Raw genomic sequence first — 16,724 nt, forward strand, 5'->3', positions numbered from 1 at the left:
CGAATTCTCTCGTCAAATACCTGGTACCGCAGAGATGAATTGCGAGGACGATAGTTGCGTCAGGCGGCTTCGCCCAGTTCAGATCCGTCTTTGACCAGTTTTGCAACCGCTGCGAAGTCCAGCTTTCCGGAACCCAGGACAGGAACCTTGGATACCACACGGACTTCTGCCGGTATCATCAGGTCCTGTGCGCCTCGGGCTTTGGCGCCTTCAACGAAAGCTGCGCGGTCCGCATCCGGGTTTTCCGTCACGAGCACCAGCTTCTCGCCCTTGCGGGCATCCTTGATGGCGGCAACTGCGGACAGATGCTGCGGCCAGATCTGACCCGCCAGGGCTTCCACGGCGGACAGAGACACCATCTCGCCTGCAATCTTGGCGAAGCGCTTGGCGCGGCCCTTGATGATGATGTAGCCGTCGTCATCGATCTCGACGATGTCGCCGGTGTCGTGCCAGCCGTCGACAAGTGGTTCGACGACGCCGGGATTTTCGGCCTTCAGATAACCGACCATCACGTTCGGTCCCGACACATGCAGTCTGCCGCCGGTTTCCACACCAGGTACGGGCTCAAGGCGTGCCTTCATGCCGGGCATCAGTTTGCCGACCGTGCCCGGACGGTTGTACATCGGCGTGTTGAGCGCAATGACCGGTGCGGTCTCGGTCACGCCGTATCCTTCCAGAACACGCAGACCGAAGCGTTCCTGATAGATCTGCCTGGTTGACGGTTTCACCGGCTCCGCGCCTGCAAAACAGTAGCGCAGGGAGCGGAAGTCGTAGGCATGGGCAACGCGGGCATAACCATTGAGAAAGGTGTCCGTGCCGAACAGGATCGTTGCATTGGAGGTGTAGATCAGCTCCGGAACGATCCGGTAATGCAGGGGCGAGGGATAGAGATAGACCGGCACACCGGATATCAGCGGCAGGATGGTGCCCGCCGTCAGGCCGAAGGAGTGGAACATCGGCAGGACGTTGAACACCTTGTCGTTCGGAGTGAAATCGATCCTGGCGGCTGCCTGCGTGGCATTGGACAGGATGTTCCTGTGTGTCAGCACAACACCTTTCGGTGTTCCCTCCGATCCGGAGGTGAACAGGATCACTGCCGTGTCGTCCGCTTGCCTGCGTACCAGGGGGCGACTTTTGGTCAGAAGGCCGCGGATCTTGTCCATGAAGCCGATTTCAGAGCGCAGATCTTCCAGCCAGATGATGCGAACGTGGTCTTCCAGGTTTGAAGCCAGTTGCTCCAGGCGAGCCTGCTTGACGAAGGCGCGGGAAGACAACAGCGTACGAACATCCGCAGCACGGCAGGCAGCGAGAATGTTTTCCTGACCGGCGGTGAAATTGATCATGGCGGGCACCTTGCCGGCAGACATGGTCGCCAGAACGGTAACGGCAGCGCCATTGGCATTCGGCAGCATGATGCCGAGGGTGTCTTCTCCACCGGTGTGCTGCAACAGTTTGCGGCCAAGAACGGAAACGCCTGTCAGCAGTTTGCCTGCATTCAGCTTTCCGGACACCGGATCCTCAACCGCCAGCTTGCCGTAGCCGTATTCTTCGGCCGTGGCGATTACCTTCTCCAGGATCGTCACGTCTTCCGTCAGGCTGGTTTCAAACATCAGTTCGGACATGACGCTGTACAGCTTGGCACCCGCTGCAGCGCGCCGCTGACGTCCCCTCAGTTCGTCGTCGAGGTCCAGGCGGGTAGGTTCCATGATTGTCACCTTCACTTTGGGGAACAGACGCTTGCGGATCTGGCTTGGGTTCAGGTAGGAGAACGGCGTTTTTTCAAGGCCGTCGATACGGATCGGGACGATCATGGCCCCGGTCTTGTCGGCCACCATTGCCGCGCCGTCGTAGACCTTCATCAGGCTGCCGGTGACAGTCAGCCGGCCTTCCGGGAAGATCACCATCGGTTCGCCGGAGTTCACCACCTTGATCAATGCGCGGGTGGCCATGGGTTTTGACGGGTTGATCGGCAGGGCATTCGCAAGGTGCAGGAAGGGTTTGACCCACCAGCGCCGGGCAATGTCATAATCGATGGCGAAGGACGGCTTCTTGTCAGTCAGGGTCAGAGCCAGGCCAGCGTCCAGCAAACTAACGTGGTTCAGCGCCAGGATCGGGGCTTCGCCGGCTTTTTCCAGATTTTCCAGGCCTTTGACTTCCATCCGGAAAATGGCGCGATAGAGGATCGAGATCGCATCGCGCATCGGGTTGGTCGGCAGGATCTTGAGCATCACGATAGCTGCGACCAGGTTCAGCCCGGCCAGCGCCAGAAAAATTGCGGGAACGGAAAATCCAAGTTTCTGGGCTCCTGCCAGCAACAGTCCGCCAACCGTCATCAGGGCAGCGCCAAGGGCGTTGGACGCTGCTATCCGGCGGGCACGCACCTGCGGTTTCGCCCAGGTCTGGAGTGCCGTGAAGGTGGGAACAACGAGCAAAGCTCCGGAAATGGCAAGGCCGGCCATATCGACGCTGAGACGGATTACGCCCTCATGGGTCAGGAACTCGCGCAAGCCAGATGCTGTTGCGGTGGCCGGCAGGCCTGCCAGGGTAAATGCCGCATCCAGGCAGAAGAGCGCCAGCAGAAGCGTTCCGACGGGAGCCGGCAAAAGGACGACGCGGCCAGCCAGAAGCCAGGCGGCAATTGCCGACCCGATGCCGATCGAAACGGCGAAGACGGTCAGGAAATAGGTGACGGCAATTTCTTCGCCGCCCAGGAACGTCTTGACCATCAGCGGCAGAACAGCGAGCACCATGGCGCCGATGAGCCAGAACCAGGCATTCATCATGGCTACCAGGAAGAGACGACGATCGACAGCCAGATCTCTCACCACGCACCATGTGGACGTTGCAAGGTTCCAGTCAATCGTCAGATGAGGGGCTGCTGCCGGTGCGGAGGGAATTTGCCGGCTCAGCCCGTAACATGCGAGAGCCAGGGCTATCATCACTGGAGCAAAGATCAGGGTGGGAGCACCGGTACTGAACAAAAGGCCGGCGGAAATCGTACCGCCCAGGATTGCCAGAAAAGTTCCCGCTTCTATCCACGCATTGGCGCGCGGCAGGTTTGAAGCCGGCAGATGATCCGGGAGCAGCCCGTATTTGACCGGGCTGAACAAGGCAGACATGGCACCAAACACGAACAGCGCGGCAAAGAGGATGGGGAGGGAGGACAGAGCCATGCCTGTCACGGCCAGGCCTGCGCCTGCAATTTCTGCAAGCTTGGTTGCACGGGCAATCCGAGCCTTGTCGAACTTGTCTGCGAGTTCGCCCCCGAGTGCGGACAGAAACAGGAAGGGCGCGATGAAGACAGCCCCGGCCAACGTTATCAGAACACCGGTGTTGTCACCGTCTGCACCGTGTCCACCAACCTGGAACAACACAAGGAACACCAAGGCGTTTTTCAGGAAATTGTCGTTGAATGCAGAGAAAAACTGCGTCCAGAAGAGCGGTGCGAAACGCCTGGATGTCATCAGTGACGCGCTCATGAGGTCCTCCTTCGAAGCAGCTATCTGTCAATCTGCTTCATAACCTTCAATCTTTGAAACCCGGGCGGAGAGTTAGAAACTCCGCCCGGTTTAATTTCTGGATCAGACTTGTTCCGGCTTGCTGATGTCCATCAGCAGTTTTTCCGTCTTTGCGTCTTCCAGGCGGTTATGGAACTTGTTGGCTTCCTCGCGATCACGCATGGTCTTGGTCAAGGTGACCGCTGTATGGACCAGCATGATTGCGGCCATTGCGTAGAAGCCTTTCGCGGAGAAGCTTGCTTCAAGGTTCCAGATGCCCAGGGCCATCATGATAGCGGCAACAGCGAAACTGCCGGCGGTAAAAATGGTCCAGTTGTTGGAATGTTTGACTGTGGGTTCCTGCATGGTCTTGTCCTCGTGTTAGCTGCTTTTTTCCAGAAGAAGCGGAATGTCGGATTTCAGGCGGGCGAGCACATCGTCCACTCTGGTTTTCACAGGCGCGCCGCAACCGGCATCGCCCAGTTTTTCGATAACCGCACTCGGGTTATCCGCTGCCGACAAGGTCTTGAATTCCTGTTCGGCCAATTGGTCGCGTTCCTGGCGTCGGCGGATGTCCTCCAGCTGTCCTTCTGCAATGGCGAGCGCCGACTGGCCTGTACTGGAGCCAAAGGACTGTGCTTTCTGGATCTGGTCGCGAACTTCAACGGTGCGTTCACCGCGCTTTAGGGCGCGCAGACGGCTCTGGGCGCGGTGCAAGGTTTCCGTGAGGCTTGAAAGATCACCGTCGAACGATCGGATTGCCTCTTCGAGCGCCGACTTTTCGTCTTCCAGAAGTGCGATAGCTTCCGCAGCCTCTCTCGCGAGGGGTTCAAGACCTTTGAGGAGGGCGTTGCGAGCCCTGTTCTCCAGATCTTCGAGGGATGCATTGATTTGCCACAGCCGCTTGCGGTCCTGCTGCTGTTCTGCCTTGGCGCGGGCCAGAGCAACCTGGGCAGCCCGGACGGAAGCGGCGGCTGTACGCGTGTTGATGGAGAGGAGAGCAAGAGACTGATTGTCCCGGCTTTCCTCGGCGCTGGTTAGAAACAGCGCCCTCAGTTGGTTCATGAATGGCTCAAACATCGTGCCTCTCTCAAAAGGTGAACGTTGTTCACTATTTGACAAAGCCACATCATTTTGATTAGGTCAAGATGAAAAATGAACAAAGTTCACTTTTGAGGTGCGATACGGTTAATGGCCGGAGTTCAAAAAGCAAAAAGCGAAGAAACCCATCGTCGCGTTCTGGAAGCGGCGATTGCCGCCGTGGAAGCAGGGGGCATGGAAGCGGTCAACATCAGAAAGATCGCGGCTGATGCCGGTTACTCGGTAGGGTCGGTCTACAAGCATTTCGCGGACCAGGATGCGTTGTTGCTTGCGGTCAACTCGGTGACGCTCGGCCGCATCAAGGATCTGATGGCATCGAAAGTCGAAACCGTGGACGAGCCGTTGGCACGGCTCAAGGTGCTGGCTTTGGCCTATCTGGGGTTTGCGCGCGACAATCGAAACCTCTGGATGACACTGTTCAGCCATCACTTGCCTGAAGGCAAGGCGGTGCCTGAGTGGCATATTCAGGAAAATATCGCGCTTCTCGGCTTCATCGCAGCACCATTGCGCGAACTCGATCCAAGCATGCAGGAAGAAGACCTTGCAGCCCGGACACGCACCGCTTTTGCGGCGGTACACGGTCTCGTCACGATCAGCCTGGAAGCACGGTTCGTCGGCCTGTCGGGAGAAAAGCTGGAGCAGGAAATGAACTTTCTGGTCGAGCGCCTGGCAGGGTAGAGTCCCTGGCTGCCAGGCTGGAGATTATCCTGCTGAGGTTTACCAGGCTCTCACCCGTTTCTCCGGTGGCAGCCACATCGGGTCGCCCTCCTCGATGCCGAAAGTCTCGTAGAACGCATCGACATGTTGTAGGGCCGCAAAAGCTCGATAAGGGCTCGGAGGATGCCCGTCACCGGCGACAAGCATGCGCAGGAACGGGTCGGAGGCCTTGGCCGTCCAGAACTGGGCCCAGCCGATGAAACAGCGCTTGGCCGGCGACAGGCCATCTATCTCGACATTTTCCTCAGGGTGCTCGGCCAGATAATCCATCAGGCTTTCATAGGCGAGCGTGATGCCGCCGACATCGGCCATGTTCTCTCGGACGTTGAGCGGACCGTTGGCGTTAAGGCCAGGCAGCACTTCGAAGGTGTTGGCCTGGTCGATGAGTTTCTGGGCTTCCCTGTCGAAGGCCTTTGCATCCGCTTCCGTCCACCAGTCACGGAAGTTGCCTTCCGCATCGTATCGGCGGCCACCGCTGTCGAAACCGTGGGTCATTTCGTGGCCGATGACCGCGCCGATCCGGCAGAAACGCAAGGGAGCGTCCATATCGTGGCTATAGGCTGGCGGCTGGGTGATGGCCGCATTGACCTCGAAGCCGTTGATGGAAGGTGTATAGGCGGCATTGATGACGATCGGCAGCGTTGACTGCGTGTTGAATTCCTCGTGCACGACGGGTTTCTTGATTTTCTCCAGCATGCGGTTCATGGAAAAGGCTCCAAGATTGCGCATGTTTGCAACGGGATCGGCCCCGATCTCGAGTTTGGAATAATCGACCCATTCGTCGGGATAGCCGACCTTGTAGTAGAAGGTGTCGACCTTCTTCAGGGCTTCGGCGCGAGTATCTTCCGACAACCAATCCCGCGTTTCGACGCGCTCGCGAAACTTCCCGTGAATGCGCTCGACCATCTTGATGACTTCGGCTTTGGTCTCGTCGGAATAGTAGGTTTCAACGAAGAGTTGGCTGGCAGGATGGCCGAGGTTCTCTTTCAGGAGGTCGTACAGGTGCTCCTCGCGAGGGCGGTCCGTTCGTGCACCGGTCAGGACAAGATTGAACTCCTTGGCGGGTTCTTCGAAGGCGGATGTCAGGAATTCCTTGTAGTTTTCGATAACCCGATAAGCCGCATAGGCTTTCAGATCTTCAAGCGGTGTTTCCTTCAGCACTTTTGAGAGCTCAGGCAAAGCCCTTGGTTCAAACATGTAGACTGCGTCGGGTTTCTCGAAGCCGACTGTTTCAAGATAGAGATCGAGGTCGAATTCCGGCACCTGTGCCTGGACCTCCTCATAACCAAGTTTGCTGTAGCGGTTGCGTGGATCGTTGCCTTCTTCGGGCGTCAGTATCCCGGCATAAAGCGCTGTTTCTATTCGAAGTGTGATGTCGGCGATGCGAGCGGCATCGTCCTCCGGATAACCGGCGACCTTCATGATTTCCGCCACATAGGCACGGTAGGCAGGAATGCGCGGATCGCCTTCCTTGTTGCGCAAGAGTTCGAGATGGTGGTCCTCAACGCCGAAACTGGGACCTACTGAAAAAATGGCGTAGCGCTTGCTGTCGGCTGGATCTGCACTCGGTGCGAAAATCGCAAACAGGGCAGGTCCGGACATTGCGGCCTGGTCAGCCGCGAACCGGGTGAGGTCGTCCAGGGTTTCCAGGGCTTCGATGGCGTCCAGGTCGCTTTGGATCGGTTCGATGCCTGCAGCATCCATCGCCTCGACATTCATATAGGCCTTGTAAAAGTCACCAACGAGCTGCGTCGGGCTACCCTTGGGCGCTTCCGCGGAGCTTTCGCTTGCTTTTTCGGAAACAGCCGCAAGCTGCTTGATCAGTCTTTCGCCGATAATCGAAAAAACATCCCAACGCGCCTTGTCTGCTGGCCGGTTCACCCGGTCGAGCCACTTGCCTGAGGCATAGCGATAAAAATCGTCGGCCGGATCCACGGAGGTATCCATGTTCTCGGGTGAGAACTGAAGGTCGTCCGGGGTGAGTGGGGGAAGGCCGTTTTCCTCAGCGAAGGCAGATCCGGACAGCAGCACCGCGCTCGTCAGCAGAAGTGGGATAATTTTCATTTCAGCGCCCCCAGGGAAGTCTTTTTACCTTACGTAAGAATAGAGTTCCGGCCGCAGATGGCAATCCGATTACTGCAAGGCTTGTGGCGGCGGCGTTCAAGAGCGAGGTGGCTTCTGGCGCAATCGAACCGACCGAGAGGTGCGCACGGTTTAGCCTTACGTTCCACAGAAGGTTTGATAGGGACCAAACGCCTCCGGGGCAGGAAGGGCATAGCTCTCAAAGCCGGGGCGTTCTTCATACGGAGCTTTTAGAACATCCAGTAACTCGTTGAGTAAAAGATACTCTCCTGTTTCCGCACTCTGGAGTGCCGCTTCCACCTTGTGGTTCCGTGGAATGTAGAGCGGATTGACAAGGTTCATCGCCGCCCTGGTTTCCGCCGGCGCTCTGCCTTCGCTTTCAAGGCGTTGCATCCAGCGCTCCAGCCAGTCGTCTAACTGCGTCGGATCGACAAAAAGTTCGCGCAGTTTTTGCGGGGCGCCAATAGCAGCCTCGCTCAGGTGCCGGAAGTAGAGCGTGTAATCGACCGATTGTTCCTGCAAGACCGAAAGCATCGTTTCGAACAGGTCCTGATCTTCCGCGGTTTCTTCCACCAGACCCAGCTTTGCGCGCATCCCGTTCAGCCAGGATGTGCGGTAGATATCAGGAAAGCGGCCGAGTTCGGCGCTTGCCAGTTCGACTGCCTTGTCCAGATCATCGGGCTGGATCAGGGGCAACAGAGTTTCGGCAAGCCGGGCAAGGTTCCATTGCATGATGACGGGCTGGCGGCCGAACGCGTATCGTCCACCGTGGTCGATGGAGCTGAAAACGGCTGCCGGATCATAGGCGTCAATGAAAGCGCAAGGGCCATAGTCGATTGTTTCGCCGGAAATCGTCGTGTTGTCGGTGTTCATGACACCGTGAACGAAGCCGACAAGCACCCAATTGGCGACCAGCGCTGCCTGGCGCTCGACTACACCCCGAAACAGCCGGATATAGCGGTCCGGCTGTCCGGCAAGATCCGGATCGTGGCGGGCAATGGCGTAGTCGGCGAGCTGGCGGACTTTTTCCGTTTCACCGCGTGCCGCAAAATACTGGAAGGTACCCACCCGCAAATGGCTTGCGGCGACACGGGTCAACACTGCGCCCGGTTTCGGACCATCCCGGTAGATGGTTTCTCCGGTGGTTACCGCTGCCAGTGCTCGTGTCGTCGGGATGCCGAGTGCATGCATGGCTTCGCCGAGGATATATTCGCGCAGGACCGGCCCCACCACAGCCTTGCCGTCTCCGCCACGGGAGAAGGGGGTCGGTCCCGACCCTTTCAGCTGAATGTCCTTCCGATTGCCGGTGCTGTCGATGATCTCTCCGAGAAGAAGCGCGCGGCCATCCCCCAGCTGTGGCGAGAAGCCGCCAAACTGGTGGCCGGCATACACCTGGGCAAGAGGCGATGCGCCGTCCGGCTGACGGACCCCGGCAAAGATTTCTGCGCCTTCGGATGTTTCCAGAAGGTTGGAATCAAGACCGAGTTCTTTTGCAAGTTCACGATTGAACACCACAATCTGCGGCGTTGGCACCTTCGCGCCTTCCCAGGCCACGTAAAAGCCGGGCAGGTCCCGTGCGTAGGAATTGTCGAACTGAAAAATGGGCGGTCGGGCGGTCATGGAACCTACAGTGTGCGGTGGAAATAGCTTTACCGCTTAATATAGGAAGTTATGGCCGTCTGTCCGCCCCGGTCAGGTCGGAAATCGAATTCATGTGAACTTTGAGGGGGGCGGCAGCGCGGCGTGTCACGCTGCGTAGGCCGCCAGAAACACCTTCACCGCTGCAGCAACATTGGTTTCGATTTCTTCTTCGCTCGGCTTCGGGCCGGCATTGAGCAGCATGCGCCTCAGAACGCCCGCCACACACAAATCGAAAAACTGGCCTGCTGCCAGTTCGACATCACAGTCCTTCAACTCGCCGCGGTCGATCCGCTCCTGAATGAAGGCACCAAGGTCGCGTCGGCCCTGGCATGGACCGGCTTCGTAGAGCAGAACGCCGAACTGAGGGAATTTTTCCGCAGCGCCTACCACCATGCGGAGGGTCGACAATTTTTCCGGGTTTGCCATTTTCTGCAGATAACTGCGGCCGATACGGTGCAGATCACTTTTGACGTCAGCCCTGCTGACGAGGGTTTCCCGCAGGATTTCCGCCTGGCTGAAACGTTCTTGCAGGATCAGCGCTTCGAACAGCGCTTCCTTGCTGCTGAAGTAGACGTAGAGCGTGCCTTTGGAAACGCCGGCTTCCTTGGCGATAACCTCCATACTGGCGCCATCGAACCCCTTCGCCCGGAAGACTTTTCGTGCGCCGGCAAGAATCTGTCTGCACTTGGCGTTGTCGGTCTTCTGAGCCGGATCTTCGGCTGTCGCCGGTAGTTCCTGTGTTTCGGTTGTCATCGCAATCTCGAATTTCTGCCGTCTTTCAGTAGTTTATCGCTAGTATTCTGTCAAACACACGGTTTTTCTCAAAAAGCATTCCCATAAATGCAAAGGTCAACTGTTCGGCAGGTGGTTGGTCAATCTCAACACTATCGGCCAACAGGACGAACCATTCAATCTTTCCTGGTCAGACCAGCTGTGTCTGCAAGTCAAAACGCCCCCCAAAAAAAATCTTCGACAGGATCCGACTTCCGGACAGGTGATGCGTCTCGCGTCCCCCTCCCAAAGTGTCTTGTTGCCGTCTCGATCAACCAGGTTGTTGAACAGGGGGCTTTTGTGCGTCGCAAAAATTTCGCCGGAACCCTTGCGTTCGCCAAGGGGATGAACATATAAATGCCATTGACCGAACCGTTCAGTCAATGCCTGGACGGTCAAGAATTTTGGGCAAAGGATACCATCGTGGCACTCAGAGAAGGCCGCAACGAAAGCGGCGCGATCGGTGGTGGGCCGCAGGCTGCGAGCCGCCAGGATCAAGACAACGAGACTTCAGTAGCCTCGAAGAGCGGACAGGCAACACCATCTTCCGCGAAAGACACAAGCGATGACAAAGGCGGGCAGGTGGCAGTTTCGTCTCAGGCACAGGTAACAACCGCAACAACCACCGCAGAAGCGCCTCCACCGAAAAAGAAAGGCAAGGCCAAGCGGGTATTCACGCTGGTTCTGCTCGCCGGTCTCGGCTTTGGCGGATATGAGGCGTACCATTGGTGGACCGAAGGCAGATTCATTGCCAGCACGGACGACGCCTATGTGACCGCGGATATCACCGTCATCCTTTCCAAGGTGTCCGGTTATGTTGCGTCGGTCGCTATCGGCGACAATCAACGCGTGAAAGCCGGTGACGTGCTGCTGAAGATCGACGATGGCGACTATAAGCTTGCCGTCCAGTCCGCAAAGGATTCCATCGACAGTGCCCGCGCAACGGTCGATCGTATCGCGACCCAGATTACGGCTGCCAAGGCCTCCGTGCTGCAGGCTGAAGCGTCTGTTGCTTCTGCCAAGGCGCAGAAGGACGAAGCTTCCGCGAACTTCGATCGTCAGAAAAGACTGGCGGACAACAAGTTTGCGAGCCAGGCAACGCTTGATACCGCCGATGCCACACTGAAAGGCGCGCAGGCGGATCTGGAGAATGCGCAGGCGGCAGTGACGCTGGCCAAAGCCAATATCGATGTGCTCAACGGCCAGAAGAAAGAAGCCGAACAGGCAGTGGTTGCTGCCAAGACAGCTCTTGAGAAAGCCGAACGCGACCTCGCCTTTACAATCATTCGGGCACCGGTCGATGGCATCGTCGGCAACAGGGCAGCCCAGGTCGGCTCCCTGCTGCAGCCGGGAAGCCGAATTGCCGCGATCGTGCCGCTGGCCGACACTCACATCGATGCGAATTTCAAGGAAACTCAGCTCGAGGGAATTCAGCCCGGGGCAGAGGTTGAAATCTCCGTCGACGCTTATCCGGACCAACCGATCAAGGGAACCGTCGAAAGCATTGCGCCTGCGACCGGTTCCGTATTCAGTCTGCTGCCGGCAGAAAATGCGACCGGCAACTTCACCAAGGTGGTTCAGCGCGTGCCGGTGAAGATCAAGGTTCCGGAAGAAGAAATAACAAGCGGACATCTGCGAGCTGGCATGTCGGTGGTTGTCGAAGTCGACACCAGAACAGGTGGCCAGAAAGCCAACGTCGCCTTGTCGGCGCTCCACTAGATCTTCAGGTGCGGGTCAAGGGTCCGTATCAAATCAAGTCCTCCCCGCGGCCTCCAACCGCACAAGCCCGGTATCCGCATCTTGCGGATGCCGCCCCTTTGAAGAGCAGACCGCCGACAGCGTCAGCTGCGCGGATGTTCCAACAGTATCGAATGATCGGCCACAGGCCATTCCGTCTCTTTCGGCTGAATGACCGCCGGTTCAAGGCTACGTCACATGAGCGAGACGGCACAAAGCGCATCCATCGACGGACGCAAGCTGTTCACCTTCCTCTGCATGGTGTTCGGCATGTTCATGGCGATTCTGGATATCCAGATCGTGTCCGCGTCCCTGTCGGAAATCCAGGCCGGGCTTGGGGCTTCCCAGGACGACATTCCCTGGGTGCAGACAAGTTACCTGATAGCGGAAGTCATCATGATCCCGTTGTCCGGATACCTCTCGCGCATGCTGTCGACGCGCTGGATGTTTGCGCTGTCAGCGGCCGGTTTCACAGTGATGAGCCTGATGTGTGCCACTGCCTCCACGATCGAGGAAATGATCGTCTATCGTGCCTTGCAGGGGTTTCTCGGTGGCGGCATGATCCCGACGGTTTTCGCGACAGCTTATCTGATTTTCCCGCGTGAAAAGTTCAACGTCATCTCTCCCGTGATCGGTCTTGTCGCAACGCTGGCACCGACCATCGGTCCGACGCTCGGCGGTTATCTCACCGAATTCGGCTCCTGGCACTGGCTGTTCCTGATCAACGTGGTGCCGGGCATCTTCGTTACGCTTGCCGCTGTTACCCTGATCGATTTCGACGAGCCGGATCTGTCTCTGCTCGATCATTTTGACTGGTATGGCTTCGCGGCCATGGCCATCTTCCTCGGTTCTTTGGAATTCGTTCTTGAAGAAGGCTCGGGCGAAGACTGGTTCCAGAGCGGCGAGATCGTTTTCTTTTCCGCAATCACTGTGCTGGGCGCTGCGATCTTCTTCTGGCGGGCTTTCACGGCGCGAGAACCCATTGTCGATCTGAGAGCCTTTGCCGACAAGAACTTCGCCATGGGCAGTCTTTTCAGCTTCATCATGGGGGTGGGGCTCTACGGCCTGACATATCTTTATCCGGTCTATCTGAGCGGCGTTCGCGACTACACCTCGCTGCAGATTGGCGAGACAATGTTCGTGAGCGGTCTTGCCATGTTCCTTACAGCCCCGATTGCGGGGCGGCTGATGTCCGTGCTCGATCCGCGTGTGATGATGGCAATCGGCTTCTCCGGCTTCGCGATCGGCACCTACATGGTAACCGGTATTACGCACGACTGGGATTTCTGGGAACTGCTGGTTCCGCAGATCCTGCGTGGCTGCTCGCTGATGCTGTGCATGGTACCGATCAACAATATCGCCCTTGGTATGTTGCCGCCGCAGATGATCAAGAACGCATCTGGCCTGTTCAACCTGACCCGGAACCTGGGAGGTGCCGTCGGTCTTGCGGTGATCAACACGCTGCTGACCAATCGGCAGGATTTCCACTACGAACGTATTTCCGAAACGGTCAACTGGTCGCGTCCCGTCGTCAATGAGACATTGACCAACATGACACATGCGTTCTCGGAACTGGGTCAGAATGCGGAAACGGCGGCATTGAAGACGTTGTCTGGCATCGTCACCCGCGAAGCGTTCCTGCTTTCCTTCTCGGATATTTTCCTGATCCTGACAGGCTTGTTCCTCGCTCTCGTTGCCGCGCTCTATTTCGTGGAACGACCGAAACCGGCACCTGCCGGTGGTGGCGGTCATTGATTTCAAGATAGTGGATCATCCGGACGAGAGCTGCCGTGTCGATCAGGCCTTTCTGTCCGGTCCGAAACGAATTCTTCGTTGCATCCGACCGCTGCCAATTCGCGTATTGGCCGGTCTCGATGGTGGCGGATGATCGTCAAATGCGGCTTGTGCACTGACGTCACCCTTCGTTGCGGTTTGGCCTTGTGCAAGCCTGTCGGCCATCCATCGGGCAACCTGAGGTGTCGCGACACTGGTTCCGTCGAGAGACACCAGCGACCCGCAGCGTGATCCGGCACTCAATATGCCTCGCAGGACCGGTGTGTCGTCGCTGACCGCGGCTGCATCCGGACCATTTCTCGTCGGACCGGTAGCATTGAATGCTGTTGTTACCGGGCCGGCGGCAGAATAGCCGGCCAGATCGTTGCGGGTTTCGACATATCCAGCAAGAACGGCGGGAAACTCGCCGCAGGCAAAGCCGCTTATGGTGCCGCTGCGCTTGACCAGGCAATCGGATCCGGGCGGATCGATCGGCAAGGGGGCACCAAAGCTGTCGAAACGCTGATAGTCGTCATTGTCGAAATAGGATTGACGCCCCAATGCCGGGAACCCGGGCAAGGTTTCGTCGCGCCGGACCCAGACCTGAACCCGGTCGGCTTCGGTCAGGGCAACATTCTCGATTTCGATTTTCCAGACACCCGAAGGTGCCAAGTGATCCGTGACGTCGTGATGAAAGGTCGGGTGAACGCCGACGACAATGCAACCGCGCCAGGTTGGCGCGTGGGGAGGGGTATAGAGGATCCGGCCGAATTCCACGTTATCTCCGGAATGGAGGATCGCAGTCTCTCCAGGCACTGTTGAAACCGGCGCACTGCTCGGTCCCACGGGGGGCGTAACGCGCACTCTCACAAGGTTGTCGGGATTCTCCTTCGGCGGCATCCAGATTTCGACGTAGCTCGCGCTGCGGTCGTCAGGCTGAATGCGCCAGTCGAGGCTTGCGGGCCTGACGTTACCCGTATCCTCGTCCGTGAAAGTGATCTCCGCGTGTGTGCGCGCCAGATTGCCGTTCCCGGCAGGAAGAGCCACCTGGATTTCACGCTGGGTGGTCGAGTGAAGCTCGTGATCGATCTTCGCTTCGATCAGACCGGTACCATCGTGCGGTCCTGCAAAATTCCCGAAACTGAAATTGACCACCAGCGGGATCCGCTTGCCGTGATTGGTGTCGAGCCGGAAGCGTTCCGCGTGTATCTTGATGAAGTCGATCGCGCGGCCCAGAGCTGGCAGGATCTGCGCTCCGCTGACATCCATGGTGAGGTCGGTTGGCAGCTGCACGCAAATGATGGGGCGCGTGTTGTCCTTCGTGCCGGGTTGGTAGCCGGTGGCAAGTCCCATCACATGTGTGCCGTGGGACACGCGCATGGCGGCGGGCTTGAGGCCGGGCCAGTTGTAGTCGATCAATCCGCACTGACTGTAGAATCGATTCTCATCGAGGAGCCCGCTGGCCGTGTTCGTGGCAAGCAACCCGTCGATTTCGCTCCTGGCAAGGGCGTGCCCCTGCGGGACGACGAGGGTGCCGGTCCGCGGTCTGGCGTCCATGATCCAGGCAAAGGAAACGCGTGACGCATTTGGGTCGGCTTTCCGGAAAAGTTCATGGCCGAACGCGATGCCGTTGTCGATGACAGCGGTAACAACGGAACCATCCTCGACAAATATTTCCGGCAAATTTCCGGGCATGATCTGCACGCTCGTGTCGAGCTGTCCAACCGGAACGACAGTTCCAAGAACGATGCGTTTGATGCCGAGTTGTCCCGCGTTCCTCGTTGCTTCCTGCAAGAAGATTTCTTTTGCGTAGAGTGAGGGATACAGGATCGCTTCTTTGGCCGCCCGCTGTTGCGCGGTATAGAAATTCGGGATGAGGACTGCGTCCTCAAGCCCGTTGCCGCCGCCGATATCCTTGGCCCTGGCGATCAAATCATCGAGCGAGATGTCATCGAGCTCGACGAGGATGTCCCACCAAGGGTCTTCTTCGCCGGTTCCGAACTTTGCTGCAACAGCCAGCCGCCAGTTCGTGACCGGATCGATAGAAAATTCATCAAAGGTTCCGTTGGTATCCGACATGACTTGACCTCCGGTTCGACTTTGCTATGCGATCACGAGCCGTCGTCTTCCAAAGGCGCGGCACCATCACCACCATCCTCGAGTATTCCGCCACCGCTGCTGCCACCGGCACAGGGTTCCCTCAGGTCGAGCCATTCCTGCTTTGCGCGGTTCCACAGCCAGGCCAGCGGCCTGGATTGAATGGTCGTGCCGGTGAGGGACGTTGTGGTTTCATCGGCCCAGGCTCCCGGGTCCTTCTGGGTGTGGGTTGCCGGATCATAGAGCTGAGTCCAGTCGAAATCCCGGCTGTCAGGATACTGGTCGCCGTGGAAGGCCCATCCCTTGATTTCATTGGAACCCTGGCACCGACCCGCGAAATAGGCGCCGAGCGTGAGCCCGAGAATTGCGCCGGCCTCGCTGTCGACCGGAAAATGTACACCCGCGACGGTGCGGTTTACTGCAATGCGCGAAGCCTGACGCATGAACATCTTGCCCCAGATCGTGTCGTCATAAGGTACGACACCGGCATCCCTCAGAAGGAGCCAAAGAACCCGGGCCAGCGTGAAGGCTTCCGTTGAATGACCGCTCGGCAGGGTGCCGTGCGTGGGCGTCAGGATCATCGGCTGGATCTGCGGGGAGAATTCTATCGGACGCTTGCAGGCCAGGGCATACTTGATCCGCATCTCCACCAGATTGGCGAGACCTTGCGCAGTTGCCAACAGCTCGATCGTAAATGGTGTTCGAGCCGGCGCGATGAATGCGATTGACCGCAGAAATTCAACAGGTGTGCTGAGTTGGGCGATAATTTCCGCAGCACGATCCTGCCGCAGATCTGCATAATTTGCCACGAGATCGAGCTGCTTCTTGAAGATCGCCATGGTTGGGCGAGACATCCTGGCGAGCATGGCATAAGCCGCGAGTGGTGTATCGGTCCCGTCAGGGTTGCTGGTCACGTTCAGGTGCCATACCTGAGCCGTTCCGGAGCACGTTCCCTCAAACTTGAAGGTGAAACCGAGCCTCGATGCCAGTTCAAGTGCGTAAATGCTTTGCCGGACTTCCGGAGAGAGACGGCCTAGAAAGGCATCGTATTCCGGGCAGTTCTCCTGGATGGCCGCCGTGACAGTCTGCCAGGTTCCGGCAATGCCATCGTGATTGGTGATCAGCGCGTTCACGATCAGCGGTGCATCGAAGGAAGGGGCGCCGCCAAACCCGCCAAAACCGCCAAATCCTCCGAAGCCCCCAAACCCTCCGAACCCGCCAAATCCCCCGAAGCCGCCGAAGCCCCCAAATCCTCCGACCCCCCCGAAGCCGCCCGCCGGATATGCTGTTTCCCTAGGTGTCATGACT

The 16,724-nt window shown here is 58.0% G+C and carries 11 protein-coding genes; 3 read left to right on the top strand and 8 right to left on the bottom strand.

Annotated elements, in window-relative coordinates:
- Window positions 1-59: 59 nt before the first annotated feature.
- From FIV03_RS19040 to FIV03_RS19050, 3 genes are all read right to left on the bottom strand, one after another.
- Complete coding sequence (locus FIV03_RS19040) at window positions 60-3,479, bottom strand: acyl-[ACP]--phospholipid O-acyltransferase (protein WP_152510622.1); 3,420 nt, start codon at window positions 3,477-3,479, stop codon at window positions 60-62.
- A 102-nt stretch (window positions 3,480-3,581) separates the two neighbouring features.
- A complete protein-coding gene (locus FIV03_RS19045; protein ID WP_022998340.1) occupies window positions 3,582-3,863 on the bottom strand; it encodes a YiaA/YiaB family inner membrane protein in 282 nt (93 codons plus the stop codon).
- 15 nt (window positions 3,864-3,878) lie between these two features.
- Window positions 3,879-4,562 (bottom strand): PspA/IM30 family protein, encoded by a 684-nt coding sequence (locus FIV03_RS19050; RefSeq protein WP_173013884.1) that lies wholly within the window; start codon window positions 4,560-4,562, stop codon window positions 3,879-3,881.
- Window positions 4,563-4,688: 126 nt separating this feature from the next.
- Here FIV03_RS19050 and FIV03_RS19055 point away from each other — a divergent pair, with 126 nt between their 5' ends.
- The gene (locus FIV03_RS19055) at window positions 4,689-5,276 is read left to right on the top strand and encodes a TetR/AcrR family transcriptional regulator (protein ID WP_152510624.1); all 588 of its coding nucleotides are present in this window, start codon (window positions 4,689-4,691) and stop codon (window positions 5,274-5,276) included.
- Window positions 5,277-5,315: 39 nt separating this feature from the next.
- Here FIV03_RS19055 and FIV03_RS19060 read toward each other — a convergent pair whose 3' ends face one another.
- From FIV03_RS19060 to FIV03_RS19070, 3 genes are all read right to left on the bottom strand, one after another.
- Entirely contained in the window at window positions 5,316-7,379 is a 2,064-nt protein-coding gene (locus FIV03_RS19060) for a M13 family metallopeptidase (RefSeq protein WP_152510625.1), read from the bottom strand.
- A 156-nt stretch (window positions 7,380-7,535) separates the two neighbouring features.
- Window positions 7,536-9,017, bottom strand: a complete 1,482-nt coding sequence (locus tag FIV03_RS19065; RefSeq protein ID WP_152510626.1) for a protein adenylyltransferase SelO — start codon at window positions 9,015-9,017, stop codon at window positions 7,536-7,538.
- A 126-nt stretch (window positions 9,018-9,143) separates the two neighbouring features.
- Window positions 9,144-9,791 (bottom strand): TetR/AcrR family transcriptional regulator, encoded by a 648-nt coding sequence (locus FIV03_RS19070; RefSeq protein ID WP_062488627.1) that lies wholly within the window; start codon window positions 9,789-9,791, stop codon window positions 9,144-9,146.
- A 441-nt stretch (window positions 9,792-10,232) separates the two neighbouring features.
- Between FIV03_RS19070 and FIV03_RS19075 the strand changes: the two genes are divergently transcribed.
- Entirely contained in the window at window positions 10,233-11,528 is a 1,296-nt protein-coding gene (locus FIV03_RS19075; protein WP_209009710.1) for an HlyD family secretion protein, read from the top strand.
- A gap of 216 nt (window positions 11,529-11,744) precedes the next feature.
- Window positions 11,745-13,301, top strand: coding sequence for a DHA2 family efflux MFS transporter permease subunit (locus FIV03_RS19080; RefSeq protein ID WP_022998347.1), 1,557 nt, complete (start codon window positions 11,745-11,747; stop codon window positions 13,299-13,301).
- A 42-nt stretch (window positions 13,302-13,343) separates the two neighbouring features.
- On the opposite strand, the gene FIV03_RS19085 is transcribed toward FIV03_RS19080, so the two are convergent.
- Together FIV03_RS19085 and FIV03_RS19090 are read right to left on the bottom strand one after the other, a co-directional pair.
- Window positions 13,344-15,398 (bottom strand): hypothetical protein, encoded by a 2,055-nt coding sequence (locus FIV03_RS19085; RefSeq protein ID WP_152510628.1) that lies wholly within the window; start codon window positions 15,396-15,398, stop codon window positions 13,344-13,346.
- 32 nt (window positions 15,399-15,430) lie between these two features.
- Window positions 15,431-16,720: a phosphatase PAP2 family protein gene (locus tag FIV03_RS19090; RefSeq protein WP_173013885.1), complete on the bottom strand. Its 1,290-nt coding sequence runs from the start codon at window positions 16,718-16,720 to the stop codon at window positions 15,431-15,433.
- Window positions 16,721-16,724: the final 4 nt, after the last annotated feature.

Origin of the sequence: Labrenzia sp. THAF187b (assembly GCF_009363375.1) — a bacterium.
GTDB classification, from domain to species: Bacteria; Pseudomonadota; Alphaproteobacteria; order Rhizobiales; family Stappiaceae; genus Roseibium; species Roseibium algicola.

Excerpts from the sequence above, each read along its gene's own strand:
- FIV03_RS19040 (WP_152510622.1), bottom strand. The coding sequence starts at position 3,479 with ATGAGCGCGTCACTGATGACATCCAGGCGTTTCGCACCGCTCTTCTGG.
- FIV03_RS19045 (WP_022998340.1), bottom strand. The coding sequence starts at position 3,863 with ATGCAGGAACCCACAGTCAAACATTCCAACAACTGGACCATTTTTACC.
- FIV03_RS19050 (WP_173013884.1), bottom strand. The coding sequence starts at position 4,562 with ATGAACCAACTGAGGGCGCTGTTTCTAACCAGCGCCGAGGAAAGCCGG.
- FIV03_RS19055 (WP_152510624.1), top strand. The coding sequence starts at position 4,689 with ATGGCCGGAGTTCAAAAAGCAAAAAGCGAAGAAACCCATCGTCGCGTT.
- FIV03_RS19060 (WP_152510625.1), bottom strand. The coding sequence starts at position 7,379 with ATGAAAATTATCCCACTTCTGCTGACGAGCGCGGTGCTGCTGTCCGGA.
- FIV03_RS19065 (WP_152510626.1), bottom strand. The coding sequence starts at position 9,017 with ATGACCGCCCGACCGCCCATTTTTCAGTTCGACAATTCCTACGCACGG.
- FIV03_RS19070 (WP_062488627.1), bottom strand. The coding sequence starts at position 9,791 with ATGACAACCGAAACACAGGAACTACCGGCGACAGCCGAAGATCCGGCT.
- FIV03_RS19080 (WP_022998347.1), top strand. The coding sequence starts at position 11,745 with ATGAGCGAGACGGCACAAAGCGCATCCATCGACGGACGCAAGCTGTTC.
- FIV03_RS19085 (WP_152510628.1), bottom strand. The coding sequence starts at position 15,398 with ATGTCGGATACCAACGGAACCTTTGATGAATTTTCTATCGATCCGGTC.
- FIV03_RS19090 (WP_173013885.1), bottom strand. The coding sequence starts at position 16,720 with ATGACACCTAGGGAAACAGCATATCCGGCGGGCGGCTTCGGGGGGGTC.